The 23356-nt window shown below is 27.1% G+C and carries 25 protein-coding genes; 18 read left to right on the top strand and 7 right to left on the bottom strand.

Annotated elements, in window-relative coordinates; translation table 11 throughout:
* The first annotated feature begins 5 nt into the window (after positions 1–5).
* From CNZW441b_RS04990 to mnmH, 6 genes are read left to right on the top strand one after another with little or no spacing between them, the layout of a single operon-like run.
* Complete coding sequence (locus CNZW441b_RS04990) at positions 6–704, top strand: tRNA1(Val) (adenine(37)-N6)-methyltransferase (RefSeq protein ID WP_424944978.1); 699 nt, start codon at positions 6–8, stop codon at positions 702–704.
* Positions 694–1068: a YkgJ family cysteine cluster protein gene (locus CNZW441b_RS04985; protein WP_131162891.1), complete on the top strand. Its 375-nt coding sequence runs from the start codon at positions 694–696 to the stop codon at positions 1066–1068. Before CNZW441b_RS04990 ends, CNZW441b_RS04985 begins: the two co-directional genes overlap by 11 nt.
* Positions 1041–2312, top strand: a complete 1272-nt coding sequence (locus CNZW441b_RS04980; protein ID WP_131162890.1) for a tetratricopeptide repeat protein — start codon at positions 1041–1043, stop codon at positions 2310–2312. Before CNZW441b_RS04985 ends, CNZW441b_RS04980 begins: the two co-directional genes overlap by 28 nt.
* A complete protein-coding gene (locus tag CNZW441b_RS04975) occupies positions 2300–2986 on the top strand; it encodes a beta/alpha barrel domain-containing protein (RefSeq protein WP_131162889.1) in 687 nt (228 codons plus the stop codon). The genes CNZW441b_RS04980 and CNZW441b_RS04975 overlap by 13 nt, the downstream gene beginning before the upstream one ends.
* A complete protein-coding gene (locus tag CNZW441b_RS04970; protein ID WP_131162888.1) occupies positions 2986–3477 on the top strand; it encodes an HIT family protein in 492 nt (163 codons plus the stop codon). Before CNZW441b_RS04975 ends, CNZW441b_RS04970 begins: the two co-directional genes overlap by 1 nt.
* Entirely contained in the window at positions 3461–4471 is a 1011-nt protein-coding gene (gene mnmH / locus CNZW441b_RS04965; protein WP_216681268.1) for a tRNA 2-selenouridine(34) synthase MnmH, read from the top strand. Before CNZW441b_RS04970 ends, mnmH begins: the two co-directional genes overlap by 17 nt.
* Here the strand turns inward: mnmH and CNZW441b_RS04960 are convergent.
* Positions 4460–5986 carry an inorganic phosphate transporter gene (locus CNZW441b_RS04960; RefSeq protein WP_131162886.1) on the bottom strand — a complete coding sequence of 509 codons (1527 nt, stop codon included), beginning with the start codon at positions 5984–5986 and terminating at the stop codon, positions 4460–4462. The two genes, mnmH and CNZW441b_RS04960, sit on opposite strands and share 12 nt — an antisense overlap.
* Positions 5987–6101: 115 nt before the next feature.
* Between CNZW441b_RS04960 and CNZW441b_RS04955 the strand changes: the two genes are divergently transcribed.
* Complete coding sequence (locus CNZW441b_RS04955; RefSeq protein ID WP_131162885.1) at positions 6102–6866, top strand: inverse autotransporter beta domain-containing protein; 765 nt, start codon at positions 6102–6104, stop codon at positions 6864–6866.
* Here CNZW441b_RS04955 and CNZW441b_RS04950 read toward each other — a convergent pair whose 3' ends face one another.
* On the bottom strand, positions 6867–8255 hold the full coding sequence (locus tag CNZW441b_RS04950) for a cation:dicarboxylate symporter family transporter (protein WP_131162884.1): 1389 nt from the start codon (positions 8253–8255) through the stop codon (positions 6867–6869).
* 195 nt (positions 8256–8450) lie between these two features.
* On the opposite strand from CNZW441b_RS04950, the gene cetC reads away from it, so the two are divergent.
* The 4 genes from cetC (at position 8451) to mnmG (ending at position 12897) form a co-directional block, all read left to right on the top strand.
* The gene (cetC, locus tag CNZW441b_RS04945; protein WP_131162883.1) at positions 8451–8948 is read left to right on the top strand and encodes an energy taxis response protein CetC; all 498 of its coding nucleotides are present in this window, start codon (positions 8451–8453) and stop codon (positions 8946–8948) included.
* 271 nt (positions 8949–9219) lie between these two features.
* A complete protein-coding gene (cetA, locus tag CNZW441b_RS04940; protein WP_424944980.1) occupies positions 9220–10476 on the top strand; it encodes a bipartate energy taxis response protein CetA in 1257 nt (418 codons plus the stop codon).
* A 17-nt stretch (positions 10477–10493) separates the two neighbouring features.
* Entirely contained in the window at positions 10494–10991 is a 498-nt protein-coding gene (locus tag CNZW441b_RS04935; RefSeq protein WP_131162881.1) for a PAS domain-containing protein, read from the top strand.
* 52 nt (positions 10992–11043) lie between these two features.
* Positions 11044–12897 (top strand): tRNA uridine-5-carboxymethylaminomethyl(34) synthesis enzyme MnmG, encoded by a 1854-nt coding sequence (gene mnmG, locus CNZW441b_RS04930; protein ID WP_131162880.1) that lies wholly within the window; start codon positions 11044–11046, stop codon positions 12895–12897.
* A 9-nt stretch (positions 12898–12906) separates the two neighbouring features.
* On the opposite strand, the gene CNZW441b_RS04925 is transcribed toward mnmG, so the two are convergent.
* The 5 genes from CNZW441b_RS04925 to mltG are packed head-to-tail and all read right to left on the bottom strand — an operon-like array spanning position 12907 to position 16979.
* A complete protein-coding gene (locus CNZW441b_RS04925) occupies positions 12907–14688 on the bottom strand; it encodes a peptidoglycan D,D-transpeptidase FtsI family protein (RefSeq protein WP_216681600.1) in 1782 nt (593 codons plus the stop codon).
* Between the two features lie 6 nt (positions 14689–14694).
* Positions 14695–14994, bottom strand: coding sequence for a flagellar hook-basal body complex protein FliE (gene fliE, locus CNZW441b_RS04920; RefSeq protein ID WP_131162879.1), 300 nt, complete (start codon positions 14992–14994; stop codon positions 14695–14697).
* 2 nt (positions 14995–14996) lie between these two features.
* Positions 14997–15491 (bottom strand): flagellar basal body rod protein FlgC, encoded by a 495-nt coding sequence (gene flgC / locus CNZW441b_RS04915; protein WP_131162878.1) that lies wholly within the window; start codon positions 15489–15491, stop codon positions 14997–14999.
* Positions 15492–15500: 9 nt separating this feature from the next.
* The gene (gene flgB, locus CNZW441b_RS04910; RefSeq protein WP_131162877.1) at positions 15501–15932 is read right to left on the bottom strand and encodes a flagellar basal body rod protein FlgB; all 432 of its coding nucleotides are present in this window, start codon (positions 15930–15932) and stop codon (positions 15501–15503) included.
* Positions 15933–15983: 51 nt separating this feature from the next.
* Positions 15984–16979 carry an endolytic transglycosylase MltG gene (gene mltG / locus CNZW441b_RS04905; protein ID WP_131165802.1) on the bottom strand — a complete coding sequence of 332 codons (996 nt, stop codon included), beginning with the start codon at positions 16977–16979 and terminating at the stop codon, positions 15984–15986.
* Here mltG and CNZW441b_RS04900 point away from each other — a divergent pair.
* From CNZW441b_RS04900 to CNZW441b_RS04870, 7 genes are all read left to right on the top strand, one after another.
* Positions 16894–19440: a YhdP family protein gene (locus CNZW441b_RS04900; protein ID WP_216681267.1), complete on the top strand. Its 2547-nt coding sequence runs from the start codon at positions 16894–16896 to the stop codon at positions 19438–19440. The two genes, mltG and CNZW441b_RS04900, sit on opposite strands and share 86 nt — an antisense overlap.
* Positions 19441–19564: 124 nt before the next feature.
* Positions 19565–19873, top strand: a complete 309-nt coding sequence (locus CNZW441b_RS04895) for a 4Fe-4S binding protein (RefSeq protein ID WP_131165800.1) — start codon at positions 19565–19567, stop codon at positions 19871–19873.
* Positions 19874–19888: 15 nt separating this feature from the next.
* Positions 19889–21013: a 2-oxoglutarate synthase subunit alpha gene (locus CNZW441b_RS04890; RefSeq protein ID WP_131165799.1), complete on the top strand. Its 1125-nt coding sequence runs from the start codon at positions 19889–19891 to the stop codon at positions 21011–21013.
* Positions 21014–21859 (top strand): 2-oxoglutarate ferredoxin oxidoreductase subunit beta, encoded by an 846-nt coding sequence (locus tag CNZW441b_RS04885; RefSeq protein ID WP_131162872.1) that lies wholly within the window; start codon positions 21014–21016, stop codon positions 21857–21859.
* On the top strand, positions 21856–22407 hold the full coding sequence (locus tag CNZW441b_RS04880) for a 2-oxoacid:acceptor oxidoreductase family protein (protein WP_131165798.1): 552 nt from the start codon (positions 21856–21858) through the stop codon (positions 22405–22407). Before CNZW441b_RS04885 ends, CNZW441b_RS04880 begins: the two co-directional genes overlap by 4 nt.
* Before the next feature lie 148 nt (positions 22408–22555).
* Positions 22556–22819: a DUF2018 family protein gene (locus CNZW441b_RS04875; RefSeq protein ID WP_131165797.1), complete on the top strand. Its 264-nt coding sequence runs from the start codon at positions 22556–22558 to the stop codon at positions 22817–22819.
* Positions 22820–22837: 18 nt separating this feature from the next.
* Entirely contained in the window at positions 22838–23353 is a 516-nt protein-coding gene (locus tag CNZW441b_RS04870) for an exporting protein (RefSeq protein ID WP_424944979.1), read from the top strand.
* The last annotated feature ends 3 nt before the right edge of the window (positions 23354–23356 follow it).

The following is a 23356-nucleotide window of genomic DNA, read 5'->3' as shown; positions in this document are numbered from 1 at the left end:
TGGATTTGGAGCTTTTACATTTTTTTCAATATAAACAAGGTTATCGTTACAATAGCGATTCTTTATTGCTTGCAGATTTTATATTAAAAGAGGGTATAAAATCTGAAGTTTTAGATGTTGGGAGTGGTTGTGGAATTATAGGGATATTATTAAAAAAAAATATTTCTAGTTTAGATTTAAATTTGTTGGATATTCAAGAGGAAAATATAAAACTTATTAAAAAAAATTTAGAATACAATTCTTTAGAGGCTAAAGTATTTTGTGAGGATTTTAAAAATTTTAATCCTTTGAAAAAATTTGACTTTATTGTAAGTAATCCTCCTTTTTATAGACAGGGGGCACAACTTGGCAATGATTCTCATAAAAATATAAGTAAATTTAGAGAATTTTTACCTTTAGAAATTTTCATAGAAAAATCTTATCGTTTATTAAAACCTCGAGGAATTTTGTATTTTTGCTATGAGAGTATGGCTTTAAGCGAAATTTGTGCTTTATTAGAGAAAAATAATATAAAAATTATTAAAATTTGTTTTGTTTATAAAGATATAAAATCAAAATCAAGATTAGTTTTGATTAAAGCAAGAAAAGGAGTAAAAAGTTCTTGTGAAATTGTAGCTCCTTTTTTAATGTATGAAAATAATCATTTGAGTGATAAAATGAATGAAATTTGCTTAAGATTTGGGATAAAAAGTTATGATATATGAAAAGGATTTTCCTTATGCTTTTGATGAGAATGCTTGTGCTAAATGCGGGGGAAAATGTTGCACTGGAGAAAGCGGTAATATTTTTATAAACAATGAAGAAATAAATCTTCTTAGTGATTATTTAAAACTAGATAAGAAGCAATTTATGGAACAGTTTATAAAAAAAGTTGGCTTAAGGTATAGCTTAAAAGAGGTTGAATTTGAACAAGGATATGCTTGTGTTTTTTTTGATCAAATAAAAAGAAATTGTAGTATTTATGAATTAAGACCTAAACAATGCAAGACATTTCCATTTTGGAAATATTTTAAATATCATAAAGAGGAATTACAAAAAGAATGTATAGGAATTTATTATTTATCTTAATAACTATTTTTTTAACAGCTTGTGCAAATAAAAATCAAGTAATTTTTAAAGACCACAAAGAGCAACAAAGCAATAAACTTGATGCACAAATTCTTAGTGCTTTAAATTATGAATATTTTAACAATTATAAAAAATCCAGAGATATTTTTTTGGAACTTTTTAGAGAATATAAAGATGTTGTTTTTTTGCAAAATGCATATTTTTTAACATTAGCCAATAATTTAGATGATATTAAAGAGATTGATAATATAGCTAGTGCTTATGTAGATGAAAATGATAATCTTAAAAGACTCAGTGCTTTTTATGCGTTAAAAAGCTTAGAGCTTAATAGGGCACAAAAACTAATCAAAGAACTTTTAGCTAAAAATTCTAATGATCCTAGAAATTTAGAACTTTATGGCGATTTATTTATGCAAAAAAAAGATTTTATTAATGCTTTAAAATATTATAAATTAGCCTATGAGCAAAATCCAACAGAGGATTTTTTATTTAAAATTATTAGTTCTTATGCAATTTTAAATGATGCTAAAAGTATTAAAAAATTACTTGAAAAATGGCGTCAAAAAAATGGTTGCACGCTAAGATCTTGTGTTATATTGGCTAAAATTTATAATGATGAAAAACAATTTGATTTGCTTGAAAGCGTTTATATAGATCTTTATAGATTAAGTAATAATAAAAGCTTTATTTATTCTTTGATTGATGTTTTAAATAAAGAACAAAAAAAACAAAAAGCTTTAGATTTAGCTATAGAGTATGATTTAGATGATAATATTAAAATTTTTTTATATCAAGATCTTAAAAAATTTAATGAAGCTAAAAATTTAAGCTTGAAAATGTATGAACAAAGTGGAAATAAAGAATATCTTATGCGTGCTGCTATTTTTGAATTTGAACAGGCAAATTTGGATAAAAAAATAACTCCGAGTTTAATTTTATCTGTGGCAAAAAAATTTGAAAAAGGAGTAGATGATAATAGCAATGCTTTATATTTAAATTATTATGGATATTTATTAATTGATTATGATTTAGATATTAAAAAAGGAATGCATTTGGTTGAACTTGCTTTAGAAAAAGAGCCAAACAATTTATATTATATTGATTCGCTTGCTTGGGGTTATTATAAATTAAAAGATTGTAAAAAGGCATGGGAACTTTTAGAACAAACCTTTTCCGATAAAGAATTTTCAAATTCAAAAGAAAGCAAAGAACATCTTAAAGCGATTAAAGAATGTTTAAAATAACAAATGAGCAAATAAAACAAAGCAAAATAGAGCTTGAAAAAAGAAAGAAAATTTTTTCCTATGATATGTTAGGAAGATCTTTATCTTCAAATCCTTTTTTTCCAAAAGAAGTAAAAAAGAATCTTCAAAGAATAAATGGTGAAATAAAATTTATATCCATTATAAAAGAAGAAAAAGAAGAAAAACTTTTAAATCAAGCTTTAAATTTAGAAAAAGATGAGACTAATTGTGCATTGTGTATTGAGTTGCAACCTCAAGATATTCAAAATTTAAGTTTAATAAGACGTTATATTAAGCTACCTTTGCTCAATAAACAATTTATTTTTGATCAATATCAAATTCTTGAATCTTTGGTTTATGGAGCAGATTTTATTTTACTTTATGCTAAATTTTTAAATTTAAAAGAACTTAAAAGCTTGCTTGAATTTACAAGATATTTAGGGCTTGAAGCTTTGGTTTTAATTAGCGATAAAGAAGATTTAAGCAAAGCTATTTTTGCTGGAGCAGATATTTTAGGAATTTATTTTTTACAAACTTTTGATGAAATATCTTATAAAAAAATGATTTCTTTAATCCCTAACTCTAAAATTATTTTAGCCTGTAATAATATAGAAAAAAATGAAATTAAAAAATATCAAAATTTAGGAATTGATGTTTTTTGTAAGGATAAATAATGCAGTATTTATATGCACCTTGGCGCGAGGAATATTTTAATCACAAAGAGCAAACTTGTGTTTTTTGTAATTGTGCGAATAAAGTAAAAAGTGATGAAGAATTAGGGGTTATTTTTAGAGCAAAGTATTGTTTTGGCGTGATGAATGCTTATCCTTATTCTGTGGGTCATTTTATGGTTGTTCCTTATATTCATGAAGAGCATATAGAAAATTTAAAAAATGAAATTTGGCAAGAAATGAGTGATTATGTAAGACTTGGGGTAAAAATTTTAAAGCAAGAATTAAATGCTAGTGGGATTAATATAGGTATGAATTTAAGTAAAGATGCTGGAGCTGGGATCGCAATGCATTGTCATTATCACCTTGTGCCACGTTGGAGTGGGGATACTAATTTTATTACAACAATAGGAAAAACTAGAGTTTATGGAAGTGATATTAAAGAAAATTATAAAAAATTACTAATAGCTTTTAATAATGTTTCAAGAGTTTGAATTTCAAGAGTTTGATAAACAAAATTTTGATTGTTTGATTGATGCAAGAAGCCCTAGAGAATTTAAATATTCTCATATTTCTCAAGCTAAGAATTTTTATGCATTAAATGATAATGAATTTGAAGAAATAGGTATTTTATATTCAAAAAATCAATCCTTGGCTAAAATTAAAGGCGCAAGTTATATTTGTAATAATATGGCAAAACATATTTTAGAGCTTTATAAAGAATTTCCATTAAAATCTCTTATTGGAATTTATTGTTCTAGAGGAGGAATGCGCTCTAAGAGTGTTGGTATTATTTTATCAGAGCTTGGTTATCGTGTAATTAGATTAAAGGGTGGTTATAAAGCTTATAGAGCGTGTTTAAATGATTATTTTTCTAAGCAGTTGAATTTTAAACTTTTAGCACTTTGTGGTAACACAGGAAGTGGGAAAACAGAACTTTTAGAATTATTACCTCAAAGTATCAATCTTGAAAAACTAGCAAATCATTTAGGATCAGCTTTTGGATCGATTTTAGGAGATCAACCAAATCAGAAATTTTTTGAAACTAAACTTTTTGAAAATTTTAAAAATATTAAAAATTTAGCTTTTATAGAACTTGAAAGTAGAAGGATAGGAGATATTGTTTTGCCTTTAAATTTATATGAGGCAATGCAAAACTCTTTTAAAATTTATTGCTTTTGTTCTTTAGAGAATCGTATTTTAAGAATAGAAAAATTTTATAAGACAAAAATAACGCCTTTAAAATTTAAAAAAGCTGTAGAAAAAATTACACCTTATATCAGTACAAATTTTCGTCTTGATTTATTAAATTCTTATAATAGAGGCGACTTAAGAAGAGTTATTACTATGCTTTTGCAATACTATGATAAAGTTTATAAAAAACCTAAAAATATCGATTTTGTGTTAAACACAGATAATATTATGCAAGCAAAAGAGAATCTTTTAAATTTATTTAATTTAAAAGATTCTTTAAATTTAAAGCCCTAATGCAAATTTAAAAATAATAAAAACAATAGCTGCTATAAGCCCTGCAGCAGGTAAAGTAATTACCCAAGCTAAACCTATAGGTTTCATAAGAGACCAATTTGCATTTTTGTTATAAAGGCCTATGCCTAAAATAGCTCCTATTAAAATATGAGTTGAGCTCACAGGAATTCCAAGTCCAGTGGCCAAAAGTATAACTAGACTCGCACCAAGTTCTGCACTAAATCCTGTTGTTGGCTTAATCTTTGTAAGTTTAGAACCAACTGTTCTTATTACTTCTTTTCCTAAGAACCAAAGTCCTATAACTAAAGCTATACCAAACATACAAAGAGCAGCAAAAGGAACTGGTGAGTTGGCGTTTATTGCGTTATTTTTTAAGACATCTAAAATTGCAGCAAAAGGTCCAATAGCATTTGCTATATCGTTTGCGCCATGCGAAAAAGCAAAACTTGAAGCAGTAAAAATCTGAAGCCACGCAAAGATTCTATTAGTTGTTTTATTTAGCTCAGTTTTTCTAACAATTTTGACAATAGCAAAAGTAACAATATATCCAACTATGCCTAATATCCCTATAATCCATACATTTTGCAAAATATCTAATGTGCTAACATTATTTAAACCTTTAAACAAGAACATGGCAGAGATAATAATAGCACTTAAGCAACCTATTACCGGCATGTGGGTTTTTAAAACAGAAAAAATATCAATAGCTTTTTCTCTTTCTTTGAAGTCTTTAATTTGATTTTTATAAAAACTCTTTTCTTTATCTTCATCATCTAGAACAATTAAACTTAATTCTTTAATTTGTTCATTTTGAGGTTTATTTTTAAGAGCTTGAAAATATTCTTCTTTAAATTTTTTCTTTTCCTTTTTGATATTTTTAACTTGTTCGTTTAAATTTTTAGAAGGTTTAAGAATTTTTTTATCTATATAACTAAAGATACCATAAGCTACTAAACCGCCTAAAAGAGGGGAAATAACCCAACTAATAACAATTTTTAGAATTCCGCTCCATTTAACCATAGAAAGAGTTTGTTCGCCATCAAAGTATATCATTCCCATCATAATGCTAGCACCTACAATTCCACCTATAATACTATGTGTTGTAGAAACAGGAAGCCCTCTTTTTGTAGCTATAAAAATCCAAGTTCCAGAGCTAATAAGAGCCGTTAGCATAATGGCCACAAAAAGCATAGGATTTAAATCTTGTGAGAAATTTACTATATTAGAACGAATAGTTTTTGTGACTTCCCCGCCTGCAAAAATAGCTCCGCTTAATTCAAAAATAGCAGCTATTATAAGAGCTTGTTTTATGGTGATGGTTTTTGCACCAACACTTGTGCCAAAAGAATTGGCTACATCATTTCCGCCAATATTAAAAGCCATAAAAATTCCAAAAACACTCGCAAGGGTAAAGAGTATTAGATGATCATTAGAGATATAATAGCTTCCCCAAATAAAAAAGACAACAATACTAACAATAAATATGCCAGAGGCAATAATATTATCCTTTTTCAAACATAATTCCTTAACATTAAATTGCGATCGCAGCTGAAGTTTAGCAAATTTTTCTTATTTTACTTTTAATTTGTTTTATTTTTTTATAATGTTTTTTATTTTATTTTGGATAGTAATGAAAAAAATATTTTTAATTCTAATAATATACATTATAAACGCTTTAGCAGAATCTGATATGCATAATCAGTGGAAAAAATTTGATTTTAATATTTCTCAAAAAAAAATTAAAACACCAGAATATAATGTAAATTTTAAGGATTCTTTTAATTCTTTATTATCTAATTTTTTGGAAAATAAAAACGGTATTGACAAAACTTGGGGTGACTTAAATTTTAACAATGAAAACTTAGCAATTAAAAATTTAAATTCTTTATACGAATATAAAAACGTTTCTTTACTATTTCAAAAAGAATTGCATATGAGCGAAGATAATTATAATTATTCAGGTGGGTTAATTAATCGTTATAAGCAGGATAATTTTTTAATTGGTATTAATAGTTTTATTGATAGAAAGAAAGATCAAAAAGATGTTAGTTTTGGAGGAGAATTTGGATATGCTAATTTTTTAAAAGCTTATACAAATTATTATTTTGATCAAACAAAACGCAATATCCAGCTCGGTGTAAGTTTTACAATTCCAAATTATGATTATTTTTATTTTGACATTAATAAAAATGAAGAAAATGTTGATTATAAAATATCTTATTCTCCTTATAGTATTTTTAATTTAAATTTTATTTTTAGGGAATTAGACCAAAATGAAGATAAAATTTTACAATTAGGTTTTAAAATCGATTTAAATAAAAGTTTTTTAAAACAGCTTAAAAAAAATAACAATATTTTTGAGGAAGTTCAGCGCTATGACTTCCTTAAAAGATAATTAATACATCCCAGCATTGCGAAATTCTTCAGGATGATCTAGGGCGTATTTAAATTTTTCTCTATCAATTTGTTTATCCCATATGCTTACAATTAAGGCTGCGACACTATTTCCACAAAGATTGCCTACAGCTCTCATTTCTGACATAAATTTATCAACCCCAAGCAAAATTCCTATAGCAGCCACAGGTAAAACTTCAGCCAAAGTTCCACCAAGTCCATTATTTGCTTCTGGAATTTGCATACCTCCTAGTGCTGCTAAAGTGCTTCCAAGAACTATAAATCCAGAGCCAGTAACACCAACAGCTCCTTTAGATGCTATCATCAAAACAATTAAAATGCTAATTTCGTGACCTAAAGAAAGGTTTACATTAAAAGCTTGTGCTAAGAAAATTAAACTCATTGCTAAATAAATATTTGTACAATCTAGATTAAAACTATATCCTGTTGGTAGCACAAGCCCAACTGTTGTTTTAGACAATCCTGCTTTTTCTAATTTTCTCATCAAAGGAGCAAGGGCTGATTCGCTTGAACTTGTAGCAAAAACAATTAAAACTTCCCTAGAAATAAAACGCATAAATTTAAAAATATTTACTTTTGCTAAGTAACAAATAATGCCTAAAATGATAAAAATAAAGATAAGACAAGAAATGAGCATCACAAAAAGTAGATAGCCAAGATTAATTAAAGATTCAATGCCATATTGTGCAATTAATAAAGCCATAGCAGAAAATGCTGCAATAGGGCTAAAATACATTACAATTTGCAAGATCTTAAATACAAAATTTTGAGCAATTTCAAATGTTTTTTGTATTACTTGCTTATCTTCTTGTTTCATTAAAGAAATAATTAAAGCTGTAATAATAGCGATGATAAGAACTTGCAAAGTTTTTCCTTCTGTAAAAGGACTAATAATATCTGTTGGAATTGCATCTTTTAAAATATGCATAATTTCTGATTTAGCACTAATTTCTTGAGTTTGACTGATATATTTTTCAACTTTAGTTAAATCAAGTGCCTTTGGATCAAGATTCATTCCAGATCCTGGTTGCATTATATTAGCCATAAAAATTCCAATAGCTAAAGCTAAGGTGCTTACTATTTCGAAATAAAGAACAGATTTAACCCCAATGCTACCTAGTTTTTTAAGATTTTCAAGACTGATAATACCTAGTACAATAGTAATAAATATAATAGGTCCAATTAATATTTTTAAGGTTTTAATAAAATATTCTACTCCACCTTTGCTAGCAAAGGCTAAATCTTTATTAAAATATCCAAGTATAATTCCGCCAATAATGCCAATAATAACCCAAAAACCAAGACTTTTTATTAAAGATTTTAAAAAGGGTGGTTTTCTTTTTATCAAAGTTTGACTCAAAGTTTCCAAATTAAACTCCTTTATTAAACTTAAAGAAGTTTAACAAAAAAATAAATATATAAGTATTATTTTTTTATTTTAAAATAAAATCCTTTTTAAATGTTACTTATTTTCTCAAAAAAGATTAATTACTTTTATGGAAAATATTTAATTTTTGTTTTACTTAAATACGATATAATTAACAAAAAATATATAGGTAGATGTATGAAAGAGATTTTTCTAACAAAAGATGCTTTAATTACTTCTAAGACAGATCTTAAAGGAAATATTATTTATGCAAATGATGATTTTTCCAAATATGCTGGTTATGAAGTTAGAGAGTTTTTAGGAAAACCTCATAATATTGTAAGACATCAAGATATGCCCAAAACCGTTTTTAAATGTTTATGGGATACCATACAAAAAGGAGAAGAAATCTTTGCATTTGTAAAAAATAAGTCAAAAAATGGAGATTATTACTGGGTTTTTGCAAATGTTACTCCATCGTTTGATTCTAATGGAAAAATAATTAATTATTATTCAGTTAGAAGAGCCCCAAACCGTAAGGCTTTACCTATTATTGAAAGTGTTTATAACACCATTTTAGAAAAAGAAAAACAAGGTGGTATTAAGGCTGGATTGGAAGCTTTAATAGAAATCGTTTCATCCTATAATGTTACTTATAATCAACTTGTTTTTGATCTGCAAGAAAATCTTAAATAATTAAGATAAAATTAATCTTGTTTTTAATATAATTAACCTTTTCAAAAAACTATAAACCGATTTAAGTTTAAATACTTAAAGCTATATATCAAAAGTATCTAAAATAAATTTATTGATTTAATTTAGTATGTGGGAGGGAATATAGATTAAAATGGTGAATTTATTTTTATTTTCTATTTTGTTAATTGTATTAGGGATTTTAGGGACGTTTATAAGCAGTAGTTTTGTAGCTATTCCTATTTTAATTTTAGCTTTAGGATTACTCGTTTACATGTTGTTGTGCTACAAAGATGAACAAGCTATGATTGATAAGCTATTTCAGCTTTCTTCAGAACTTAAAGATGGCAATTTTGATGGTAGAATCGTTTATATAAATACAAAAAGTAAAAAACTAGGTAATATTGCTGATAATATTAATAATACTATAGATAATTTAGAAGCTTATCTAAGAGAAATTAATACTGCTATTGCTTGTTCACAAAAAGGAGAATTTTATAGAAAAGCTCTTCCTGAAGGTTTAAAAGGTACTTTTGCTTATAATATAGAATTTATTAATAAAGTTTTATCAAGTATAGAAACTACTTCTAAATCAGCATATAAAAATGCCTTGTCAAAAACTTTAATGGATTTAAGTTTAACTAATCAAAATAAAGACATGTCTGAAATTTCTTCTTCTTTAAATCAAGATATAAATATCATGAAAAATGTTTATGATATGGTTGATTTTATTACACAAACTGCAACACAAAATGGCTCTGAAGTAAATTCATTGCAAAATGCTATGAGTTCTTTAATGGAAGTAGTAAATTCAAGCAAAGAGACTGTTCAAACTTTCGTAGCTAATTCTCAAAATATCACTTCTGTTGTAGAAGTTATTAGAGATATCGCAGATCAAACTAATTTATTAGCACTAAACGCAGCAATAGAGGCTGCAAGGGCTGGAGAACATGGGCGTGGTTTTGCTGTTGTTGCTGATGAGGTTAGAAAATTAGCTGAGAGAACTCAAAGATCTACAAGTGAAATTTCAATTGCTATACAAACAATGCAGCAGGATTTTACAAATATCCAATCAGGTAGCGAACAAGTATTTGGTATTGTAAGTGAGTCAGAAGAAAGAATTAGTAAATTTTCTCAGGCATTTAAAGGTCTTGAAGAAAATAGTTTATCTTTAGGAAAAGATTTTGCAGAATTTGCAAAAAGACTCATACTTTCAGCTGTTAAGATTGATCATATTTTATATAAATCAAATATTTATTTAAATCTTAATGGAACTCAAGAATTTAATCTTGAAAGTATTGATCCAATTTCAAATCTTTGCAATGATGATAGGGCTAAAGATGTCATTAGCGAGTGTATTAAGGAAAGTGAACTAAATCAAGGAAAAGAATATATAAAAGAGAATGCTCAAAAAGCAATAAAAGAATCAAATCTTGAGTATATTGATCAAGCAACATACAATGTAATTGTTAATGATGTTAAAAATTTAGAGCAAAGAAGTTTAGAAATATTAGAAAAATTGAAAGTATAGCTTAAAGAGGAAAAATAATGTCGAAAGAAATTTTTTTAACAAAATATTGTTTAATAACCTCAAAAACAGATTTGCAAGGAAGAATAGTTTATGCAAATGCTGACTTTTTAAAGTATGCCGGTTTTTCAATGAATGAAATTTTATATAAACCTCATAATATAGTTAGACATTCTTCCATGCCAAAAGCAGTTTTTAAACTTTTATGGGAGTATATGAAAGAAAAAAAAGAAATCTTTGCATTTGTAAAAAATAAATCAAAAAACGGAGATTATTATTGGGTTTTTGCAAATGTTACTCCATCGTTTGATTCTAGTGCAAATAAAATTATAGGATATTATTCCGTTCGTCGTCAACCTAATAAAAAGGCTGTTGATATAATTGAAAATTTTTATGATAAACTATTAAAAATTGAAGATACAGAGGGTATAAACGCAAGTTTAAAAACTTTGAATGAATTTTGTAAAAGTCAAAATAAAACTTATAATGAACTTATGTTTCATCTTCAAGAATCTTGAGTGAAATTTACTTAAGATTTTTATTTACCCAATTAATTTTTAGAGGTTAGCTATGTTTGATATTATTGTTATAGGCGGTGGACACGCTGGGATTGAAGCAAGTGCAGCGGCTTCTAGAATGGGTAAAAAAACTCTACTTTTAACTACTCTTATCGAACAAATTGGAGCAGCAAGTTGTAATCCTGCTATAGGAGGACTTGCCAAAGGGCATTTGGTAAAAGAACTTGATGCCATGGGCGGTTTAATGGGAGAGATTACTGATCAAACAGGAATACAATTTCGTATACTCAATGAAAGTAAAGGTGTAGCTGTTAGGGGTTCTAGAGCACAAATTGATATGGACGCTTATAGAATTTGTGCAAGAAATAAGCTTTTAAGTTTGGATAACTTAGATATTTCTCAAGAGCAAGTTATAGATTTAATGATTGAAAATGACCGAGTAGTTGGCGTTAAGACTAATTTAAATAATCAATATTTTTCTAAAAAAGTTATACTAACAACAGGAACTTTTTTAAATGGACTTATTCATATAGGAGAAAAAAAAATTGAAGCAGGAAGGGTAGGAGAGTATTCTTCAATAATGCTTGCAAATTCTTTAAAAAAAAATAATTTAAACATTGGAAGATTAAAAACTGGAACTTGTCCAAGAGTTGATGCTAAAAGTATTGATTTTAATCTTTTGGAAATTCAATATGGAGATCAGATTCCTAAAGCCTTTAGTTTCAGAACAAAAAATTTTAATCCTATTCAACTTCCTTGTTATATTGCAAGAACAAATTTAAATACACATGAAATTATAAAAAATAATTTTTATCGTGCTCCACTTTTTACTGGACAAATCGAGGGAATAGGGCCAAGATATTGTCCTTCTATAGAAGACAAAATCAACCGTTTTAGTGATAAAGAAAGTCATCATTTATTTATAGAACCGCAGACAAAAGCTGCAAATGAATATTATATTAACGGTTTTTCTACTTCTTTACCTTATGAAGTGCAAATTGCGATGTTAAGAAGCATAAAAGGTTTTGAAAATGCTAAAATAACACGTTTTGGTTATGCTATAGAATATGATTATATTGATCCAACAGAACTTTATCATACTTTGGAAACAAAAAAGATTAAAAATCTATATTGTGCTGGTCAAATTAATGGTACAACAGGTTATGAAGAAGCTGCAGCACAAGGTTTTATGGCCGGAGTAAATGCTGTTTTAGCCATTGATGAAAGAGAGCCTTTTGTTTTAGATAGAGATGAGGCTTATATAGGTGTTTTAATTGATGACTTGGTAACAAAAGGAACGAAAGAGCCTTATAGAATGTTTACTTCAAGAGCTGAATTTAGACTTTTGCTAAGAGAAGAAAATGCTATATTAAGACTTGGAAAATATGGTTTTAAATTTGGACTTTTAAGCCAACATGACTTTGATTTTATTGAAAATATTAATACTAATTTAAATAGGGGTTTAAATTTTTTACTTGAAAAAGAGCTTACTCCAAATAATGAAAATAATGAATTTTTAGCAAGTATAAATGAAGAACCTATTACTTCGGTATTAAATTGGCAAAAAATTGTTGCACGTTCAAGTTTTAATATAGAAAAACTTAAAAAAATAAATATGATTTTTGAAGATATGGATGAGTACTCTTTGCAAGAAATTTTAAGCGAAGCTAAGTATTATCATTATATTAAAATGCAAAAAGCGCAAATTAATAAAATGAGAAATTTAAATGAATTAAAAATTCCAAATGATTTTAATTTTAGAAATATTAGTGGTTTGAGTAATGAGGTAGTGGAAAAATTAGAAAAATTTAAACCCCAAACTCTTTTTGCAGCAAGCAAGATTAGCGGTATTACTCCTGCAGCTTTAGATATTTTGCATATTTATATTAAAATGAAAAAGAAATGATAAGAAAAATTACTGAGCACTTTGTATCGGTTTTAAGAAATCTTCATTAATTAAAATATCAATAACATCTTTAAACATAGGTAAAGCACTTTGTGCGGCATAATAAGTTTTAGTAGGATTTCTTACCAAAACTCCTATAGTATAATGATGATTTTCATCGTTAGCAAAACCAAAAAATGATGCATTATAACGGTTAGACGTATAACCTTGTCTTTCAGCAATTCTTGCAGTTCCTGTTTTTCCTCCTATGATTATTCCAGGTGTTATAGCTTTTCTTCCTGTTCCTTTTTCTATAACATCAATTAAAATATTTTGCATAGTTGTCGCTGCTTCATTTGAAAGAATTTTTTCTTTTTTAATTTCATCATCTAGACTATTAAAGCGTCCATTTTGATAAAATTTATCTGCAAGTTTTGGAGTAATATATATTCCATCATTATTAAAAACATTATAAGCTCCAAGGAGTTGCATAAATGTAGTTTTCAAGCCATATCCATAGCTTAAAACAGATTTTTCTATATCTCTTAATTTTTTAGGATTTGGAAGTTCTCCTTTTTGTTCGTAAGGTAAATCTATGCCACTTTTTTCTCCAAATTTAAAAACTCTAAGTCCAGAAATAATTTCTATATTATTTAATCTTTTAGCTATTTGAATCATTCCTATGTTTGAAGAATATCTAATGATTTCTTCTGTACTCATTTTATCTTTTTTATGATCATCGCTAATAATAAAACGTCCTAGTTTATATTTTCCTCCATAAGTATTAATAATTTCATCAAGTTTGATTTTGTTAAGTCTTAAAGCTGTTACAAAAATAAAGGGTTTGATAACAGAACCGGCTTCATAACCGTATTCTATAGCACTAGCATTTAAAACAGATAAATCTTTACTACGATTTTTAGGATTGTATCTTCTTGAACTAGCAAGAGCTAGGATTTTTCCTGTTTTACTTTCCATTACCCCAACAATAATTTCATTTGCTTTTAACTCTTCATTTCTTTGATCAATCGCTTTTTCTATATTTTTTTGAAGTTTTAATGAAATATTTAAATAAAGATCACAACCATTAATTTTTTTTTGCTGTAAGGAGTTGGAGTTTAGGATAATATTTCCTCCTATATCTTTAAGACCTTGGATTTTTTCATCTTGTAAAGGACTTAGGCATTCATCATAGTATTTTTCTAAACCCTTAACTCCTATATTTTTTAAAATATTATTATCTTTATCTAGAAAAGTTTTAGTATAGCCAATAGCAGGGGTTAAGGTATCTGCTGACATATAAATTCTATCTTCTCTATGCTCGATAATGCTTAAACCTCTAGTTTCAACACGATTATTATTAGTAAATGCTTTAAAAAATCCTTGTATGTATAATTTTTTGGCAAGTTCTTTTAGATAACTTGCTCTTTTTGAATCAAGATTTTGTAAAAGGACAAAATTATAACTTTTTTTCTTTCTATTTTGAATTCTTTTTTTAATATCAAGCATTTGTTCATTGCTAGCTCCGCTATAAATTTGGAAAAGCTTTAAAAACAAATCAAATTTATCCTTATCAATGCTTCTAAGATCAATTTCAGCACGATAAACTTGACGTGATGATGCGATGGTGAAATTATCTTTTGTAATAATATTTCCTCTTAATGCGTGAGAGTATTGATCTTTTTCTGTGTTTGGTATATGGCGTTTCGAAGTTAAAAAAAAGGTAGAAACAAGAAAAATAATCATAAATAAAAGAGCCATGCAAAAAGCAAAAGCAACTTTTGATATTCTATTTTTTTTATTTTCTTGTATCAAAGCTTAAATTTGTGTTCTTGTGATTTCTTTATATGCATTAATAGCTTTATTTCTAACTTCAAGCATAAATTTCATACTACTTTCAGCTTTAGTTATAGCAATTGCAGCTTGATGCAGATCTTTAACTTCCCCAGTTGCTATATCTGTCATAGCTGCTTCAGCTTCTTCTTGAGTTTTATTAAGACTTTTAATTTCATTTTTAAGAAGTTGTGAAAATTCATCTCCAATATTACTTGAATTTTTATTATTAGATAAATTGTTATTTGTAATTGTATTAAGTCTTAAATCATTAATATTATTCATTCTTAACCTTTAAGTAAATCAATAGCACTTTGTGCTATGGTTTTAGCACTTGTAAAAGCACTTACGTTTGCTTGATAAGCTCTAGTAGCTTCAATTAAATCGGCCATTTCAATAACTGGATTAACATTAGGATAAGCCACATATCCTTCTGCATTAGCATCTGGGTGTGATGGATCGTATTTCATGCGAAAATCCTTGTCATCTCTTACAACTTTATCAACTACAACGCTCATAATAGCAGGTTTAGCATCTTTTGGAGAAGTCGGATCATTTAAAGGATTCTCATATTTTAAAAAATTATTATCTTTGTTAATTTGCTCATTTAATAATTTGTCAAAATCCGTTGCTTTAAAAATAACCTCTCTTCTTCTATAAGGCCCACCTTCTGCGGTTCTGGTTGTATTTGCATTAGCTATATTTGAGCTAATTACATTCATTCTAAAGCGTTGAGCACTTAAACCATATCCACTTATATCAAAATCACTTAAGTATGCCATAATTTTCCTTTAACTTAATTTAGAACTTGCATCGATAATAGAGCTAAAAATATTACTTTGTCTTCTTAAAACCCCATCAAGGGCTGTTATCATAACTGTATTTTTGCTCATTTCTGTAGTTTCTACATCAAGATCTACTGTATTTGCGTCATTTCTTGCCAAATGTCCATCTCTTAAATAAATTGTTGATTTGCTTGGATCTGGAAATTTCCAAGGTTTTTGATGTCCTTGCTCTGTTAGTGCTAATTGTAATTCTTTATTATTATTTTTTTTAAAAATTTCATTGGCACGATTTACCAATGCTGTTTCAAATTCAATATCTCTTGCTTTATAAAAAGGAGTATCAACATTTGCTAAATTAGAATTAATGAGTTGATTTCTTAAATTTCTACCAGCTAAAGCACTTACTACAAGTTCTTTTGATTTAAATGGTGAGATCATTTTATTCCTTTTTATTTTGATGTTTAAATATCATAAGCAAAAAATGTTCCATTATTTTTGCCTATTGATAGCATTATTGTGATCTTTAATATTGGTAGTAAAAATATGTTTTTTTGTGTTTTTATCTCTTACAAAATATAAATAATCACTTTTTATTGGAAAAATAGCAGCCTTAATAGCATTTAATGAAACATTGCAAATAGCATCTTGTGGAATGCCACTAAATTTATAAGTATTATAAGAAGTATTATCTTGTTTTATTCTTTGAGGAGTTATTTTTTCATGAGAATAAATTCCATAATTAAGGGTTCCATCCATTTGAAGTTTCATTCCTTTTTTAAGGCGATTATAAATAACACTTGAAACAATCGGCATTTCATCTTCACTTGCGGCTTCTTTTTGAATAATTGAAGCTATTATAATGTATTGGTGCCATTTTTTTGCATTATACTCACCAAAAATTTTTTTTGATATTTTTTGAAAATTATTTTCTGAATATTTTAATATAAAATTGATAAATAAAGATTCTGTGATTCCTTTGGGAATTTTATAAGTTTCTGGCATTAAAACCCCTTCTTTATAAGGAGCTTGCTTTTCAAATTCTTTTAAGAGTATAGTTTTGTTAAGATCTAATTGTTTGGCGACTTGATCTAAAAATATGATAGTTGTCTCACCAGGTATTAAAGTGATTGTTTCAAGTGCAGCTTTAGATACGGTAAGTTTATATAAAAACTCAGCGCGGTTTAATTTTTCATTTCCTATATTAATCCAACCAGATTGAGGATGCCCTAAAAAATATAGAATATATTTATCTATTGTACTCATTTGATAATTATTTTGATTTAAATATGATATAATTTGTCCTACTGAGCCTTTAGGGATATAAACTACAGAATTACTTTTAAGCGGAAAAAGCAAGTAGTAAAAAATTCCAAAGATAATAAATAGAAAGAAGTAACGCATGAAAAAGAAAATATTGTATTTTTTATTAGCGATTTCTGTATTTATAATATTATTATTTTTGGTTTTAAAAAACGGAATTTCCATATCAAGTGTCCAGTTTGATTTTTTAAAATTAGAGCAATTATATATTAAATTAGATAAAAAATTAATTGTAAAAGCAAAAAATATTAGTATTTATCAAAAATCAAATATTGATTCTAAAAAGCAAACTAGCCAATTTTCCTCAGTTAAGCTTTTAAATCTTGCTGAAAATTTAAAATATTTTTATATTTTTATACAAGAAATGGATATTCGTAATTTAGCTTTTAAAGATTATCATTTGAAAATTTTATTTAAAAATAATGAGTTTTTTATAGATAATAATTTATTTTTTCTAAAAACAACCCTGCAAAAAGAAGTGAATAATATAAAAGCAAATATAGAAAAAATGTTTATTAGAGATTATAATTTAAGCATAGTTGGGAATTTGGATATTAATACTAAGAGTGAGTTTTATTTTTTTGATGCTAAGGCAAGTTCTAATCTAATTAATTTTAACATCAATCTTTCTTATAAAAATGGTCAACTTGCATATAATTTTAAAGAAGTTAGCTTTAAAAATACTTTAGACATTTTTAATAAAATTAAAAATAAAATTGAACTTCCAGAGGATCTTGTTTTATGGGTTGGACATAGAATTAAAGGAGAGTTTTATTATTTAGACTATATTAAAGGTTTTATAGATTTTAATAAAAATAAATATTATTTAGATAACATCGAAGCTTCTGGTTATGTTGATAGGGTTAAAATTAGCTTGGATAACAAAATGGATCCAATTGAAATTCCAAAACTTAATTTAAATTTAAATAAACAAAGACTTAATTTTGATTTCAAAAAAGCTAGTTACAAACAAGCAGATTTGAGTGCAAGTAAAATTTATATTTATGATTTGATGGATGAAAATAAAGCAGGAATTTATTTACATATTATATCCAATAATTTAAAATTGGATCAAAAACTATGGAAAGCGCTTGATTTTTATGACGTTAAAATACCATTTTTTCAAAAAGAAGGAAAGGTAAAAAGTGATTTTATTTTAGATCTTGGCTTTTATAAGGATCAGAGTCTTTTTAATGGAGAATTTGTTGTAGAAAATTCTGTTTTAAGTTTTTTAGATACAAATGTTAGTAAAGCTTTAATTAAAATAAATAATAATTTATTAAATATAGAAGAAGCTGATATTGCAAATAAATTTTTAAAAGCTGATTTTAATGCTAGTATTGATTTAAACACAAAAATAGGACAATTTAATACAAAAATAGGACAATTTGAAATAGCAAACAATATTATTAGTATCAAAAATGAAAATGTTATTATAGATCTTGATTTTTCTCAAAATTGTAAAGTTTTTATCCCTAAATGGCAACTTGATTTAGAGATTCTTGATAATTTAAAAATTAATCTAAATAATCCTTCTATATTAAATTCATATTCTCCTTTGCTTAAACAATTAGGTTTTAAAAGTGCTCAAAATATTACTTATGAAGGAATTGATTTTGATAATTTCAAAATACAGATTAACAATGCATCATTTCAAAGCAATTTTTTAAATGGTAATATTCCTTATGAAAAGGATAGTTTTTTTATAGAAAAAAAGCAAGATACAGTTTTGATTAATTCAGAAAGTGATTTAATTAGCGCTATATTAAATGATAAAAATAAAGAAATTCATCTTAAAAATTTGACTTATATTTATAAAGAAGATAAAGAAAGATTTTTTAATTTAGAATCTAATGTTCAAAATATCTATTTTGGTGGAGCTAATTTTAGTATTATTCTTAAAGACACTAATAATATTTTATCATTTGATCGCTTAGAGGCAATCTTAAATGAAAATACTCTAAATATTAGAGCTAATAAAAATAATACAAATTTAAATTTTAATTTTTCTCCAAATTATATTAATTTAAATATTAACAATATCAATGATGAGTTTTTAAATACTTTCCTTCAAAAGCAAGCTGTGTTGCAAGGAGTTTTTGATTTAAATATTACCGGTAGAAATTTTGAAGATTTTGAAGGACGATTTAAGATTAAAAATACTTTTATCAAAGATTTAAAAGGGACGAATCAACTTATAAGTTTTATTGATACGGTTCCTAGTTTGCTTTTATTTAAAACACCAACCTTTAATGAAAAAGGTCTTAGTGTTATTGATGGAGAAATTGTTTTTGATCGTAGAAAAGATTTATTTAGAATTAAGGCTATTAGTTTAAATGGAGAAAGTGTTGATATTTTTGGAATTGGAAGTGTAAACTTGCGTTTAAAAAATATAGATTTAAATTTAGAGCTCAAAACTTTAAAATCAGCCTCTAGCGTTATTTCTAAAGTTCCAATTTTAAATTATGTTATTTTAGGTAAAAATCAAGAAATAAGTACAAACATTAAAGTGGATGGTTCTTTGGATAATCCTAGTTTTCATACTCAAATTTTAGGAGATGTTGTTAAATCACCTTTTAATCTTATAAAAAATATTATTGAATTGCCAACAAATTTGTTTAAATGATTTTAAAAATTCACTATTTGAAACAAAGTTCGGTATTTTTTTATGAAAATTATTGTATTTAATAAAATTAAAAATAAATTCAAATTAAAATAATTATTTAGATTTTATTTATCAAGGAGAATAAATGAGCTTGATGGCACCAAAAAATACTCCAGTTTGGGTTGATGAGCAAAGATGTAAAGCTTGTAATATATGTGTAAGTTATTGTCCGGCTGGAGTTTTAGCGATGCGTGATGATGTTCATGCCGTTTTAGGCCAAATGATAGAAGTAGTACACCCTGAATCTTGTATAGGTTGTAGCGAGTGTGAAGCACACTGTCCAGATTTTGCAATTATGGTAGCCAAAAAAAGCGAATTTCAATTTGCCAAGTTGACGCCACAGGCAAAAGATAGAGCAAAACTAATAAAAGATAATGATTATAAAAAACTTTAGCATAGGAAGAACAAAATGAGAGAAATTATAGCAACTGGAAATTCATTGATTGCAAAGGCTGCAATTGATTGTGGATGTAAATTTTTTGGAGGCTATCCTATTACTCCAAGTTCAGAAATAGCTCATGAATTAAGTTATTTGTTGCCAAAAAATAATGGCACTTTCATTCAAATGGAGGATGAAATTTCGGGTATAAGTGTAGCTATAGGTGCTTCAATGAGTGGAGTAAAATCAATGACAGCAAGTAGTGGTCCTGGTATTTCTTTGAAATCAGAGCAAATTGGTTATGCTTTTATTGCAGAAATTCCTTTAGTAATTGTAAATGTAATGAGAGGTGGTCCTTCTACTGGACTTCCAACAAGGGTAGCACAAGGAGATTTGTTTCAAGCAAAGTCTCCAACCCATGGAGATTATGCGAGTATTGCTATTGCTCCTGCGTCTTTAGAAGAATCTTATACGGAGACAATAAGGGCTTTTAATTTGGCTGAAAAATTTATGACTCCAGTTTTTTTACTCATGGATGAAACTATTGGTCATATGAATGGAAAAGCAATGCTTCCGGAATTGAAAGATTTAGAAATTATTAATCGCGCTAAATTTGAAGGGGATAAAAAAGATTATAAACCTTATGCTGTGGGTGAGAATGAAAGTGCTGTTTTAAATTCATTTTTTACAGGTTATCGTTATCATATTACTGGACTCCATCATGGAGATATAGGCTTTCCAACAGAAGATGGAGAGATTGTTAAAAAAAATATACAAAGACTTATTGGAAAAATTAAAAATCGCACCAATGAAATATGTTCTTATGAGGAATATTATCTTGAGGATGCAGAATTTTTAATTATTGCTTATGGAAGTGTTTCTCGTTCTGTAAAAGAAGCTATTTTAAGATTGAGAAAAGAAGGAGTAAAAGCAGGACTTTTTAGACCTATTACTTTATATCCTGTGGCCGAAAATGAAATTGAAAGAATTGTCAAAAAATTTGAAAAAATTATGGTTTGTGAGCTCAATATGGGTCAGTACTTAGAAGAGATGCAAAGAGTAAGCAAAAGAAGTGATTTGATTTCGCTTCATAAAGCTAATGGGCGTCCTATTACACCGGATGAAATTATAGTTAAGGTAAAGGAGAATTTATAAATGGCTTTTAATTATGATGAATATTTAAGAGTGGATAAGCTTCCAACTCAGTGGTGCTGGGGCTGCGGTGATGGTGTTATTTTAAAAAGCATTATCCGTGCTATAGAAAAAATTGGTTGGAGTATGGATGATGTTTGTTTGGTTTCTGGTATAGGATGTAGTGGTAGAACTAGTTCTTATGTAAATTGTAATACAGTGCATACAACTCATGGTAGAGCTATTGCTTATGCAACCGGTATTAAATTGGCAAATCCCAAAAAACATGTGATTGTTGTAAGTGGAGATGGAGATACTTTGGCTATTGGTGGAAACCATACTATACATGGATGTAGAAGAAATATTGACATCACTCATATATTAATTAATAATTTTATCTATGGACTAACAAATTCTCAGACCTCTCCAACTACTCCATTAGGTTTTTATACTGTTACAGCTCAATTTGGCAATATAGATCCTAATTTTGATGCTTGTGAACTTACAAAAGCTGCTGGTGCTACATTTGTGGCAAGATCAAATGTAATAGAAATAAATAAACTTGATAATATTATTTATAAAGCTTTAGAGCATAAAGGCTATAGTTTTGTTGATATTTTTTCAAATTGTCATATTAATCTTGGGCGTAAAAATAAGATGGGAGAAGCGGTTTCTATGCTTAATTGGATCAAAGATCGTTGTGTTGAGAAAACCAAATTTGAACAAATGAATTCTCAAGAAAAAAAAGGTAAATTTCCAACCGGTATTTTGCATCAAAATAAAGATTGTATAGAATATTGTGAAGCTTATGAAGAAGTGCGTAAGGCGGCTCAAGAAGGAAGAATGGTAAATTTAGGAGTATTACAATGAAATTTCAGTTGAGATTTGGGGGTGAGGGAGGTCAAGGTGTAATTACTGCAGGTGAAATTTTAGCTAATGCTGCAATTAAAAAAGGACTTCATGCTTTTAAAGCTTCAACTTATACTTCTCAAGTACGTGGAGGTCCAACAAAAGTTGATGTAATTATAAATGAGAATGAAATTCTCTTTCCTTATGCTATAGAAGGTGAAATTGATTTTATGCTTTCTACTGCAAACAAAGGATACAAGGGTTTTAAGGATGGTGTTAGAGACAACGGCATTATAGTGATTGAGCCAAATTTAGTATATCCTGATGAGCAAGATTATAAAAAATGGAAAATTTTTAAAATTCCTATTATTAGTATTGCCAAAGATGAAGTGGGTAATGTAGCAACCCAATCTGTGATTGCATTAGCTATTGCTGCTTATATGAGTAAGTGTATTGATTTAAATATTTTAAAAGAAATTATGCTTGATATGGTGCCAATTAAAACAAAAGAAGCTAATGCAAAAGCTTTTGATTTGGGTGTTGAATATGCTAGTAGAGTTGAAAATTAATTTTTAAGCTAAACTTTATGTTTAGCTTATTATATAAATATTATAAAAATAATTAAAAATTATTTAATATTTTTTATTTATTATTTTAATTTAGCTACTTTTAACTATTAAAATTTTATAATCAGTTTGTCATTAATTAAGGAAAATAATGGATATTTTTGATGAAATGTTAAATAAAACACCTAAAGAAAAATTTATAGAAATTATTAAAAATGGAAATTTAGGAGCACTAGAAAAAACTTTTGATAATTTTTTTGCAGAATATATAGCCATGATAGAGCTTTTAGAGCAACAAAAGATTAATGATAAAGATGTGAAAAAATTTATACTTGAAAATGATGAGCTTATAAAAGAAAGACAAAATGATATTTTTATTGGTTTGGGTGCTGAAATTTTAGGATATGAAGGTTAAATTTTGAAAAATATATTTATATATTTTTTAATAAGTTTTTTGTTGGTTTTTGGCATACAGGATCTAAAAGCATCTTTGCCAGTTTTTCAGTATACTTATAAATTTACTTTAAAAAAAGATGAAAGAGCAAGTGTAGAAATTCAAGAGCTTGGATATGATGATAAGGTGCAAAATTTTGATTTTTATTGGACCTTGTTTGATAATACAAATATTATAGTTCATTCTAAATTTAGAAAATTTCCAAGGCAATTTACTATGTCTTTACGCAGAAACCTTAATTGGGTCACCCAAACTTTAATTCCTGATTATACTAACCCTCATATTGATAGAGCACGTTTGATTTTAGAGTTTAATTCTTATAATAAAGGAGAAGCTACTTTTATAGTATATATAGAGGATAAAGATTTGCGCTTAGCAGTCAAATTTTTAGATCCAAGAAAATTCCCTTTAAAAAATCCTCCACAAAATAATCAAATTGTTCCAATGATTAATTTTAATGAATCTCAGGTCAAACCTTTGACAAATCAAAAATGAAAA

The sequence above is a fragment of the Campylobacter novaezeelandiae genome (assembly GCF_018968685.1).
GTDB classification, from domain to species: Bacteria; Campylobacterota; Campylobacteria; order Campylobacterales; family Campylobacteraceae; genus Campylobacter_D; species Campylobacter_D novaezeelandiae.
The sequence above is the reverse complement of the archived record's forward strand: the minus strand, read 5'-3'. Positions and strand labels throughout refer to the sequence as shown.